The sequence below is a fragment of the Streptomyces sp. SM18 genome (genome assembly GCF_002910775.2).
GTDB lineage: Bacteria > Actinomycetota > Actinomycetes > Streptomycetales > Streptomycetaceae > Streptomyces > Streptomyces halstedii.
The window spans coordinates 2970164-2981580 of sequence record NZ_CP029342.1 but is presented as its reverse complement, the minus strand read 5'-3'; the positions used below and the strand labels follow the sequence as shown (position 1 = coordinate 2981580).

Sequence of the window (11417 nt, the reverse complement as noted above, 5' to 3'; positions counted from 1 at the left end):
GACACAGCGAAACGATTTCGTTTCGCGGGGAGCGGGGAGTAACGTCGAAGTGTACGAAACAGTTTCGTTCGGGTCGTGATCTTGCGCGATGATCACGCGTCCGGGCGTGATCGGCGTACGATCCAGCGGATACCAGGTGGAGGAGGTCGACAGGTGGCACGCTCACGGCTCACGCCGGAACGCGAGAACGAGCTGTACACCGCCGTGCTCGACCTGCTCGGCGAGGTCGGGTACGAAGGCCTGACCATGGACGCCGTCGCCGCGCGTACCCGCTCCAGCAAGGCCACCCTCTACCGCCAGTGGGGGAGCAAGGCCGAGCTGGTCGTCAGGGCGCTCCGGAACGACAAGCCGGTGCACCTCGACGAGGTGGACACCGGTTCGCTGCGGGGCGACTTCCACGCCGTCCTCCGGCGCAGCGACGACTGCCAGATGGAGAAGAACTCCGCACTGCTGCGGGGTCTGAGCCATGCCGTCCATACCAACCCCGATCTCTTGCAGGCCCTGCGCGCCCTGCTGATCGAGCCGGAGATGACCGGCCTCCAGAAGCTGCTCCAACGGGCGGTGGACAGGGGCGAGGTGCGTCCCGACAACCCGGCGCTGTCCTATGTGACACACATGATGATCGGCGCCTTCGCGGCACGGGAGCTCGTCGAGGAGCGCCCGGTCGACCGTGAGTTCCTGATCGACTACGCGGAAGCCGTGGTGTTCCCCGCCCTCGGTGTCTGACCTTCCCACTCCCTTCCGTACGACCTCTCCCCGACGCTCCACCTGACACGCCGCTCTCGTCGTCGGGCTGGTTCCTCACGCCCATTTCCACTCCACGACCTGACCGGGAGTTCCTCTCCGTGGCCACTTTCCTGTACAAAGTCGGGCGGTTCGCCTTCCGGCGCCGCTGGTACGTCGCCCTCGTCTGGGCGGCGCTGCTGGGGCTCGTCGGATTCGGCGCCGCCTCCGCGTCCACCGCCACCTCCAGCTCCTTCTCGATTCCCGGCACGGAGGCCCAGAAGGCCTTCGACCTGCTGGAAGAGCGTTTCCCCGGCGGCAGCGCCGACGGGGCGACCGCGCGGGTCGTCTTCAAGGCCCCCGACGGTCAGAAGATGACCGACGCCGACAACAAGGCCGAGGTCCAGAAGACCGTCGGCCGGCTGGAGGCCGGTTCGGACCAGATCGCCTCCGTCGCCGACCCCTACGAGGCGAACGCGGTCAGCGAGGACGGAACGACGGCCTACGTCTCCGTCTCCTACAAGGTCAACGCCATGGAGCTGACCGACGCGACGCGCGACTCGCTGGAGGACACGGGGGAGGCCGCGCGGAGCGACGGGATGACCGTGGAGATCGGCGGTGACGCGCTCCAGGTCATTCCGGAGACCGGAGCCACCGAGGTCATCGGGGTCGCCGTCGCCGCGGTGGTGCTGGTCATCACCTTCGGCTCGCTGGTCGCCGCGGGGCTCCCGCTGCTCACCGCGCTCGTCGGCGTCGGGATCGGGGTGTCGCTGATCACCGCCCTGGCGAGCGTGCTCGACCTGGGCTCCACCACCTCCATCCTCGCCATGATGATCGGGCTCGCGGTCGGCATCGACTACGCCCTGTTCATCGTCTCCCGCTACCGCGCCGAACTGGCCGAGGGCCGAAAGCACGAGGACGCCGCCGGGCGGGCCGTCGGCACGGCCGGATCCGCGGTGGTCTTCGCCGGTCTGACCGTGGTCATCGCGCTGGTGGGCCTCGCCGTCGTCAACATCCCGATGCTGACGAAGATGGGCTTCGCCGCCGCCGGTACGGTCGCCATCGCGGTCCTCATCGCGCTCACCCTGGTGCCCGCGATGCTCGGCTTCGTCGGCAAGCGGGTCATGGGGCGCAAGGCGCGCAAGGCCGCGGAGGAGGAGAACCGGCCCGACGCCAAGCCGAACATGGGCACCCGCTGGGCACGGTTCGTCCTGCGCAAGCCGGTGTGGGTGCTGCTCGCCGGGGTCCTGGGGCTCGGGGTCATCGCCGTCCCCGCCGCCTCGCTGGAGATGGGTCTGCCGGACGACGGTTCACAGCCGAAGAGCACCACGCAGCGCCAGGCCTACGACCTGCTCTCGGACGGCTTCGGCCCCGGGTTCAACGGTCCGCTGCTGGTCGTCGTGGACACCAGGAACAGCGACGACGGCAAGGCCGCGGTCGAGCAGGTCTCCCAGGGGATCGAGGCGAGCGGGCACGTCGCCGCCGTCACCCCGGCCACCTTCAACAAGGCCGGCGACGCCGCGACCATCACGGTCATCCCGAAGGACCGGCCGAGCTCCACCGACACGGAGAACGTCGTCCACGCCATCCGTGACGCGGGCGCGGACATCAAGAGCGACACCGGCGCCGAGGTGCTGGTCACCGGTGCCACCGCGATGAACATCGACTTCTCGCAGAAGATGAACGACGCGCTGCTGCCCTACCTGGCCCTCGTCGTCGGACTCGCCTTCCTGCTGCTGATGGTCGTCTTCCGCTCGTTGCTGGTGCCGCTCAAGGCGGCCCTGGGCTTCCTGCTCTCGGTCATCGCGGCCCTGGGCGCGGTCGTCGCGGTCTTCCAGTGGGGCTGGCTGGGCTCGCTCTTCGGGGTCGAGCAGACCGGTCCGATCATGAGCATGATGCCGATCTTCATGGTCGGTGTGGTCTTCGGTCTCGCGATGGACTACGAGGTCTTCCTGGTCACGCGGATGCGGGAGGCGTACGTCCACGGGGAGACGCCCGGCCAGGCGATCGTCACCGGCTTCCGGCACGGGGCCCGGGTGGTCACGGCCGCCGCGGTGATCATGATGGCCGTCTTCGCGGGCTTCATCGGCTCCAGCGAGTCGATGATCAAGATGATCGGCTTCTCGCTGGCCATCGCCGTCTTCTTCGACGCCTTCGTCGTCCGGATGGCCATCGTGCCGGCGGTCCTGGCCCTGCTGGGCCGGCGCGCCTGGTGGCTGCCGGGCTGGCTGGACCGCGCGCTGCCCCGTGTGGACGTGGAGGGCGAGGGGCTCCGCCAGGAGCTGCCGGCCGACGGTCCGGGTGACGGCCCGGCGGGCGGGGAGCGCGAGCTGAGCCGCGTCTGATCCGAGAGAACCCCGGGGTCCGCGCCTGAGCGGGACGTGGACCCCGGAGCGCCGGTCACCTGTGGGGACGGGGGACCGGGGCGGCCCATGGGCCCCGTGCACGCGGCGCGGGGCCCATCGGCGTGGCCGGGCAGGGCGTACTCGGCCGGGCGGGCCGGAGCGGGCGAGGCGGGCCGGGATGGTCCGGTCCGCCCCGGCCCCGTCCAGGTCAGGTCAGGGTGGACGAGGTGCCCGCGGCCGGGCGGGTTCCGGCCGCTCCGGCCTCCTCGTAGGTGCGGCGCAGGAAGCGGATCAGCGGCGCGTTGTCGAACTGGAACACGGTGACACCGTCCGGCGCGTGCAGCTCCACCACCAGCTGGGCCCGGCCGCACGGCCAGATCCGCAGGTCGCCGCAGGTGACGGGGGAGCGCAGTCCGCCCTCCAGGACGTCCCGGCCGATGCTCCGGTCGGCGCCGCCGGGAAGTCGCAGGAGCACGGTCCGCGGGGCCTCGGTGTCGCAGCTCAACCGGACGGGGACGAGCCGGGGTTCGGGACCGTCGGTGACGAGCCGGGCCCTGACGTGTTCATGAATCACGAGAGACATGCCGGCTCCTCCGGTGTGAATGTATCTTCCACCCCAATGTCCCATATGTCGCGCTTACGGCATGTTGGGAAGTGCCACGCAGTTGTCACGTCTGCGCTCTTGCGAACGATTCGCAACAGGGTCCTATCATGGAGCGTTTGCCCGAGCCCGCCCCCTCGCCCGAAGCGGAGCCCTCCATGCATGTACCCGACGGATTCATCAACGCACCCGTCTCCGCCGTGGCCGGTGTGGTCGCCGCCGGGGCGGTCGCGGTCAGCCTCCGGGGCGCGCGGCGCGAGCTGGACGAGCGCACGGCGCCGCTGGCCGGGCTCGTCGCGGCCTTCATCTTCGCCGTGCAGATGCTCAACTTCCCGGTCGCCGCCGGTACCAGCGGCCACCTCCTGGGCGGGGCGCTCGCGGCGATCCTGGTCGGGCCGTACACCGGAGTCCTCTGCATAGCCGTCGTCCTGCTGATGCAGGGCATCCTCTTCGCCGACGGCGGCCTCACCGCGCTCGGCGTCAACATCACCGTCATGGGCGTCGTCACCGTCGTCGTCGCCCACGCCCTCTTCCGCGGGCTCACCGGGGTGCTGCCCCGCACCCGCCGCTCGACCACCGCGGCGGCATTCGTGGCCGCGCTGGTCTCCGTACCGGCCGCCGCCGTCGCCTTCACCGCCCTCTACGCGATCGGCGGGACCACCGACGTCCCCCTCGGCAAGGTCCTCACCGCGATGGTCGGCGTACACGTCCTCATCGGCATCGGCGAGGCCGCCATCACCGCGCTGACCGTCGGCGCGGTCCTCGCGGTACGCCCCGACCTCGTCCACGGTGCCCAGGGGCTCGCCGCACCGCTGAAGCTGCGTGTCGACGGCGCACTCGTCGACGCCCCGGCCGCCCCGGCCGCCGAGCCCGAGCCCGCCCCGGCCGCCCGTGGCCGCTCCACCCGCGGGGTCTGGGCGACCGGCCTGGTCGCGGCGCTGCTGCTCGCCGGGTTCGTCTCCTACTACGCCTCCGCCAGCCCCGACGGCCTGGAGAAGGTCGCCGCAGACAAGGGCATCGACGAGAACGTCAAGGAACACGGCGCCGCGGACTCCCCGCTCGCCGACTACGGCGTCAAGGACATCGGCGACGCCCGGCTCTCCGGCGGCCTGGCCGGAGTCATCGGGGTCGGCGTCACCGTGGCGGTCGGCAGCGGCGTCTTCTGGGCCGTGCACCGCCGCCGCAGGCCGGAGCCCGTCGCCGGCGCGCTCGGGTCCGACTGACATGGGCGCGGGCCACGCCCACACGCTCTACCGGCACGGCCACTCCCCGGTCCACCGCCTGCCCCCGCACTGCAAGCTGGTCGCCGTCCTCGGCTTCGTGGTGGTCGTCGTCTCCACCCCCCGCGAGGCGCTCTGGGCCTTCGCGCTGTACGCCGTGCTGCTCGCCGCCGTCGCCGCGGTGGCCCGCGTCCCGGCCGGCTTCCTGCTGAAACGCCTGGTCATCGAGGTGCCGTTCGTGGCGTTCGCGCTGCTCATGCCGTTCGTCGTCCCCGGGGAGCAGACGGGACTCCTCGGCCTGACCGTCAGCGTCCCCGGCCTCTGGGGCGCCTGGAACGTCCTCGCCAAGGGCACGCTCGGTGTGGCCGCCTCCGTGCTGCTGGCCTCCACCACCGAACTGCGCTCCCTGCTGCTCGGCCTCCAGCGGCTCCGGTTGCCGCCGCTGCTCGTCCAGATCGCGTCCTTCATGCTCCGCTACGGCGACGTGATCACCGACGAGCTGCGCCGGATGTCGATCGCCCGCCGCTCCCGGGGGTTCGAGGCACGCGGCGTACGCCACTGGGGCGTGCTGGCCAAGACGGCGGGCGCCCTGTTCATCCGCTCCTACGAACGCGGCGAGCGCGTCCACCTCGCGATGGTCAGCCGGGGCTACACCGGCACCATGCCGGTGATCGACGAGGTGACCGCCTCCCGCGCCCAGTGGGCGTACGCCTGTGCCCTGCCCGTACTCGCCCTGGGCGTCTGTCTGCTGGGATGGACCGTATGAGCCGACCTGCCCGCCCCGCTCCGTCCCCCGACGCCGCCGTGTCCCCCGAGGCCGCCTGGTCCCCTGAGGCCGCTCCGTCCCCGGACGTCCCGCCGTCCCCGGACGTCCCGCCGTCCCCGGACGTCCCGCCGTCCCTTGAGGTCAGCGGCCTCGCCTACGCCTACCCCGACGGCCACCAGGCCCTCTTCGGGGTCGATCTCACCGTGCGCCGGGGCGAACGCGTCGCCCTGCTCGGCCCCAACGGCGCCGGCAAGACCACCCTCGTCCTGCACCTCAACGGCATCCTCGACGCGGGCGCCGGCACCGTCCGGGTCGCCGGACTGCCCGTGGAGAAGCGGAACCTCGCGGAGATCCGGCGCCGGGTCGGCATCGTCTTCCAGGACCCCGACGACCAGTTGTTCATGCCGACCGTCCGGGAGGACGTCGCCTTCGGACCCGCCTCGGCCGGACTGCGCGGCGCCGCGCTGGAGGAGCGGGTCATGGCCGCGCTCAAGCGGGTCGGCATGGAGGAGTTCGCGACCCGGCCCCCGCACCACCTCTCCTTCGGGCAGCGCCGCCGGGTCGCCGTCGCCACCGTCCTCGCCATGGAGCCGGAGATCCTGGTGCTGGACGAACCCTCCTCCAACCTGGACCCGGCCTCCCGCCGCGAACTCGCCGACATCCTGCGGACGCTGGACGTCACCGTCCTGATGGTCACCCACGACCTGCCGTACGCCCTGGAGCTCTGCCCCCGCGCCGTCATCCTCAGCGACGGGGTCATCGCCGCCGACGACCACACCCAGGAACTCCTGTGCGACACCGGGCTGATGCGGAGACACCGGCTGGAACTGCCCTTCGGCTTCGACCCGCGTTCCGTCGCCGTTCCCCGTCCGTGAACAGACGGTGACCCGGCAGCCGCTCCGCCCGTCCGGCGATGCACCATGGGGGGATGAGCGGGAGTGCGGGAGCAGGCGTGGACGTACGAGGCACGGTGGCACCAGGGTTCGAGGCAGTACGGGACGCGTTCGTCCGTAACTTCGAACAGCGCGGGGAACGGGGCGCGGCCGTGGCCGTCTACCGGCACGGGCGCAAGGTCGTGGACCTGTGGGCCGGTACCCGGGACGTGGACGGCACCGAACCGTGGGCGGTGGACACCACCCAGATCGTCCGCTCGGCCGGAAAGGGCGTCGCCGCCGCCGTACCGCTGCTGCTGCACCAGCGTGGACAGGTGGACCTGGACGCGCCCGTCGGCACGTACTGGCCGGAGTTCAAGGCCAACGGCAAGGAGCGCGTCCTCGTACGCCACCTCGTCGCCCACCGGGCCGGACTGGCCGCCCTGGACACGCCTTTGACACCCGAGGAGGCGGCCGACGGGGTCAGCGGGCCACGGGCCGTCGCCGCCCAGCGGCCCCAGTGGGAACCCGGCACCGACCACGGCTACCACGCCCAGACCTACAGCTGGCTCGTCGGTGAACTGGTGCGCAGGGTCACCGGACGCACCATCGGGCGCTGGGTCGCGGAGGAGATCGCCCGCCCGCTCGGCCTGGACTTCTGGTTCGGGCTGCCGGAGGACGAGGCGCACCGCGTCGGCCGCATCGGGCCCGTCGAGCCCCCGGCGGTGGACGGCAACGGCGGCACGCTGCGCATGCGCCCCAAGCGGAACGTCGTCGAGGCCTACGCCGACCCCGGTTCGCTGACCCGGCGGGCCTTCGGGGCGATCGACCCGTTCCCCGACGAGAACGCCCCTGCCTATCGCGCGGCCGAACTCCCCGCGTCCAACGGCGTGGCCACCGCACGCGGACTGGCCCGCTGCTACGCGGCGATGATCGGCGAGGTGGACGGCCACCGGCTGTTCGCCCCGGCCACCCTCACTCTGGCCCGCACCGAGGAGTCCGCGGGCCCGGACCGGGTGCTGGTCGTCTCCACCCGTTTCGGCCTCGGCTACATGCTGCACGGTTCCGCCGCCCCGCTGCTGGCCCCCGGCTCCTTCGGCCACCCCGGCCGGGGCGGGTCGCTCGGATTCGCGGACCCCGAATCGGGCGTCGCGCTGGGCTATGTGACGAACGGTCTGCAGAAGGGGGTCACCGCGGATCCCCGTTCCCAAGCGCTGGTCCGGGCGGTACGGTCGGCGCTGTGACAGCCGACATCAGCAGACGCCTCGACGGACACACCGCCCTGGTCACCGGAGCGGGCCAGGGCATCGGCGCCGCCACGGCCCGCCGCCTGGCGGCCGAGGGCGCGGCCGTCCTCGTCACCGACCTGGACGCCGCACGGGCCGACCGGGTCGCCCGGGAGATACGGGAGAAGGACGGCGGCACCGCCGAAGCCCTGGCCTGCGACGTCGGGGACCGCGCCGCCGTGGAGGCGGCCGTGGCCCACGCGGTCGCCACCTTCGGCGGGCTCGACGTCCTCGTCAACAACGCCTACGCCAACCACGAGGACGCCGCCCTCTTCGAGGACGAGGCCGACGACTCCTGGGCCCACACCCTCGACATCACCCTGTCCGGCCCCTACCGGTGCTCCCGGGCCGCGCTGCCGCACCTGGCCGCCTCCGGCCGCGGCGCCGTCGTCAACATCGGCTCGGTCAACGGCGAGCAGGACTTCGGCGGGCACGCCTACAGCGCCGCGAAGGCGGGCCTGGCCAGCCTGACCCGCACACTGGCCGGCCACGCGGGCCCGCGCGGGGTCCGGGTCAACCTGGTCGCCCCCGGCACCATCCGCACCGAGGGGTGGACCGGCCGCGAGGGCGACCTGGCGCGGGCGAGAGCCCTCTACCCACTGGGACGGCTCGGCGAACCGGACGACATCGCCGCCGCCGTGGCCTTCCTGGCCTCCCGCGACGCGGCCTGGATCACCGGGACGACGCTCCGGGTGGACGGCGGCCTGATGGGCGTCAACAAGGGCTTCCGCGACGCGATGCGGGGCGACACGGACGAGCCCCGGCCGGTGTGAACCGGCGGGGGGCGCGTACGGGCGTGCGGCGCTTCAGCGGTCCGCCGTTGGAGGCCGGCTGAGCGCGGTCAGGCGGGCGTACTCGTCGTCCCGGAAGGTCTGTACCTCGTGACAGATCCGGCTCATGACGAACTGGCCGAGTGGCACACACAGGTCCATGCGCCGGATGCAGACCCCGACCATGAAGGGCCCGTCCTGCTCGCGGTAGAGGCGGACCCCGTAGTACCCCTCCTGACAGTCACGTGCGTTGTTGAACCGGCAGCCGGCACAAGTGTCCGGCAGCCGTACCGGACGGATGGACTTGGCGTACAGGGTGCGGCCGTCCGGGAGCCGGTAGCGGGTGCGCTGGTCGGAAGCGCCCGCTGTGACGATGTGCCGTTCGGGTACCGCCCCGAGGTGGTTCAGCACCTGTCGCATCGCGTGCAGCGACGTGCCCCCGTCCCCGAGGGACACGAGCATGCGTACCGCGACGTCTCGGCCATGCTCTTCGATGATCCGTAACACGCGAGGAACATGCGTCTGATCAGGTACGACGATATTCGCCGAGACCTTCACCCCGCTCAGGAGCGCCGCTTCGATCGTGTCGTGGAGAGCGCGGAGTTTGCGTTCGGCGAGCCTGACGGAGGCGTAGCGCGGGGACTGTACGGCGGCGAGTTCGTCGGCCGTGGTGCCGAAGACGGACAGGTTGACGCGGTCCAGTCCGGCTTCCGCGCACTCCTTCAGCACGGCCGCGCCGTTCTCTCCGTTGGAGGTGAGGCCGACGGTGAGCCCGAGCCGGTGGGCGAGGGAGACGAGTTCGGGCAGCTTGGGGTGGAGGGTGGGTTCACCGCCGGTGAAGTGCACTTCTCCGGTGTCGATGCTGCCCCGGACGGCGGCCAGGGCGAGCGCGAAGTCAGGGTCCGGCTCCACCCTCGCGGGCAGGAACGCGGCCCCGTTGGTACGCAGGTAGAGGGAGACCCGTCCCGAACGCCCGGGGGTACCCGTGTACTCGCCCGCCTGCCTGCCGAGGTTGTCGGCCGTGACCGGTGTGCCTTCGTTGTGGCAGAAGGTGCACGCCAGTCCGCAGGCGTCGATGATCTTCACTCGGACCGTGCGGTCGGGACGGACGTCTACGGGTAAGCGTTCTTCGCCGTGCATCGGCGCACCTCTCTGGGTGAACACGCTCCTGACCGGAGCGGGACCATCGGGGGTGATCAGGCCGTGAACCGGAGGTCGGTGACCTTCTCCAGTTCCACCCCGTACCGGGCGTAGACCGCGGTGGTGTTCTCGCTGGTCAGTTCGGCGCGGGCCAGGCCCAGCCGACGGGCCGCCGTCCAGACCTGCTCCGCGTCGTCCCCCTCGATCTCCAGGTAGGGCGGGATCAGCGGCCACGAGTCGATCTCCAGCCGCACGCCGTCCAGTTGCCAGGAGGAGCGGCGGTTCTCCTGGTACGCCTTGGCGTGGAATCCAAGGCGTTCGAGCAGTACGTGCGTGGCCTCGAAGTCGCCCACCTCCACCTCTGTCTCACGCGTGCCGTCGACGGAGTCGGAGGTGATCTCCTTGAGGCACAACGTCACCTCGGATCCCGTGTCCCGCAGCCGGACCCACCGGCCTGGTGCGGCGGGCCGGACGTCGTACACGTAGCGGCGCATCATCCGGTCGGCGACATGGGTTCCCCCGTTGCCGGCGATACGCTCAGCCATCTCCCCGGGGTCGATCCCCAGCGCCTTCGCCTCGTACTCGATCAGGGTCGCCATCGTGCGTCATCTCCTCGCCGTCGGCTGTCGGGTACCGGCCGGATGTCCCGTACCGGGGCAAGCCTGCGACACCCAGGGGCGCGGATGGGGGGCCACCCGTCACACGTCACCCGCCCGTGGCCGGCACGGCGTGATCCGTGGCCGGGGCACCGAGCCGCCTCGGCTTCCGGGTCCCTGTACGGCACGTTAGGAATCAGCCAGGGAGGGCGGCCACAGAGTTCTACGGAATTGCACGCCGGTTCAACGCAGCGCGTCGATGGCGGCGGTGATCAAGGAACGGGCGTCGGCTCCATGGACGGCGAGCCGGCCGACCCGGGCGAATGCCTGGAGATACTGGTCGACCTCCGACGGAGACGTGACCGTGACGGCCGCGGTGAGGAGCTCCACCTGTGCTCGATCGGTGTCGTAGACGGAGAAGGTCTCCAGTGGCCACATGCCCCGCCGCGCGTCCAGCGGGACGACTCCGAGCGAGACGGACGGCAGAGACATGACGGCCAGCAGATGGCCGAGTTGCCCGGCCATGGTGGCGGCGTCGCCCATGCGGTACCGCAAGACGGACTCCTCGACCAGGAAGGCGAAGCGGTGGTCGCCCTCGCGGAGGAAGCGGGATCGGCCCATACGGGCGGTGACCGCTTCGGCGACATCGTTGGGTGACTGCCGGAAGCCGGCGATCTCCGTGAGCAGTGCCGTGGCGTAGGCGGGCGTCTGCAACAGGCCGGGGACGACGTTCGAGCAGTAGACCCGGAGAGTCCGGGTGCGCTCGAAGAGGGGCTCGTAGGACTCCTGGAGCCTGCGCAGACCGGTCCGTTGCAGTCGTTTCCATTCGACGTACATGGACTCGGTGGACCGGGAGGCGGCGATCAGGTCCTCCGCTTGCCCGTCGGCCCCGCAGGCCGAGCACCAGGCCCGGATGTCGGCATCCGAAGGCGGCGTCACCGCGTTCTCGATACGTGAGGACTTGGAGGCGTGCCATCCGGCCCGCGCCGCCACCGCACGGCCGGTCAGCCCGGAGTCCAGACGGATCTCGCGCAGACGCGTGGCGAGAGCTTCACGGGCGGACTGGACGCTGGACGAGGGATGACGGGACATGGGTGG

The 11417-nt window shown here is 71.5% G+C and carries 11 protein-coding genes; 7 read left to right on the top strand and 4 right to left on the bottom strand.

What is annotated here, in order from left to right; all coding sequences use genetic code 11:
* The first annotated feature begins 153 nt into the window (after nucleotides 1–153).
* Complete coding sequence (locus B9S64_RS13140; protein WP_103491849.1) at nucleotides 154–726, top strand: TetR/AcrR family transcriptional regulator; 573 nt, start codon at nucleotides 154–156, stop codon at nucleotides 724–726.
* A gap of 119 nt (nucleotides 727–845) precedes the next feature.
* A complete protein-coding gene (locus B9S64_RS13135; protein ID WP_103491848.1) occupies nucleotides 846–3068 on the top strand; it encodes an MMPL family transporter in 2223 nt (740 codons plus the stop codon).
* A 208-nt stretch (nucleotides 3069–3276) separates the two neighbouring features.
* On the opposite strand, the gene B9S64_RS13130 is transcribed toward B9S64_RS13135, so the two are convergent.
* A complete protein-coding gene (locus B9S64_RS13130; RefSeq protein ID WP_103491847.1) occupies nucleotides 3277–3651 on the bottom strand; it encodes an SsgA family sporulation/cell division regulator in 375 nt (124 codons plus the stop codon).
* Between the two features lie 176 nt (nucleotides 3652–3827).
* On the opposite strand from B9S64_RS13130, the gene B9S64_RS13125 reads away from it, so the two are divergent.
* From B9S64_RS13125 to B9S64_RS13105, 5 genes are all read left to right on the top strand, one after another.
* Nucleotides 3828–4892 carry an energy-coupling factor ABC transporter permease gene (locus B9S64_RS13125; protein ID WP_103491846.1) on the top strand — a complete coding sequence of 355 codons (1065 nt, stop codon included), beginning with the start codon at nucleotides 3828–3830 and terminating at the stop codon, nucleotides 4890–4892.
* Between the two features lies 1 nt (nucleotide 4893).
* On the top strand, nucleotides 4894–5655 hold the full coding sequence (gene cbiQ / locus B9S64_RS13120) for a cobalt ECF transporter T component CbiQ (RefSeq protein WP_103491845.1): 762 nt from the start codon (nucleotides 4894–4896) through the stop codon (nucleotides 5653–5655).
* A complete protein-coding gene (locus B9S64_RS13115; RefSeq protein ID WP_181012329.1) occupies nucleotides 5652–6530 on the top strand; it encodes an energy-coupling factor ABC transporter ATP-binding protein in 879 nt (292 codons plus the stop codon). The genes cbiQ and B9S64_RS13115 overlap by 4 nt, the downstream gene beginning before the upstream one ends.
* A gap of 77 nt (nucleotides 6531–6607) precedes the next feature.
* Nucleotides 6608–7771, top strand: coding sequence for a serine hydrolase (locus B9S64_RS13110; RefSeq protein WP_103491843.1), 1164 nt, complete (start codon nucleotides 6608–6610; stop codon nucleotides 7769–7771).
* Nucleotides 7768–8586: an SDR family NAD(P)-dependent oxidoreductase gene (locus B9S64_RS13105; protein ID WP_103491842.1), complete on the top strand. Its 819-nt coding sequence runs from the start codon at nucleotides 7768–7770 to the stop codon at nucleotides 8584–8586. The genes B9S64_RS13110 and B9S64_RS13105 overlap by 4 nt, the downstream gene beginning before the upstream one ends.
* A gap of 33 nt (nucleotides 8587–8619) precedes the next feature.
* Here the strand turns inward: B9S64_RS13105 and B9S64_RS13100 are convergent, their stop codons facing one another.
* From B9S64_RS13100 to B9S64_RS13090, 3 genes are all read right to left on the bottom strand, one after another.
* Nucleotides 8620–9723, bottom strand: coding sequence for a radical SAM protein (locus B9S64_RS13100; protein ID WP_103491841.1), 1104 nt, complete (start codon nucleotides 9721–9723; stop codon nucleotides 8620–8622).
* A 56-nt stretch (nucleotides 9724–9779) separates the two neighbouring features.
* Entirely contained in the window at nucleotides 9780–10322 is a 543-nt protein-coding gene (locus B9S64_RS13095) for a class IV adenylate cyclase (RefSeq protein ID WP_103491840.1), read from the bottom strand.
* A 240-nt stretch (nucleotides 10323–10562) separates the two neighbouring features.
* Nucleotides 10563–11411, bottom strand: coding sequence for a helix-turn-helix transcriptional regulator (locus B9S64_RS13090; RefSeq protein WP_103491839.1), 849 nt, complete (start codon nucleotides 11409–11411; stop codon nucleotides 10563–10565).
* Nucleotides 11412–11417: the final 6 nt, after the last annotated feature.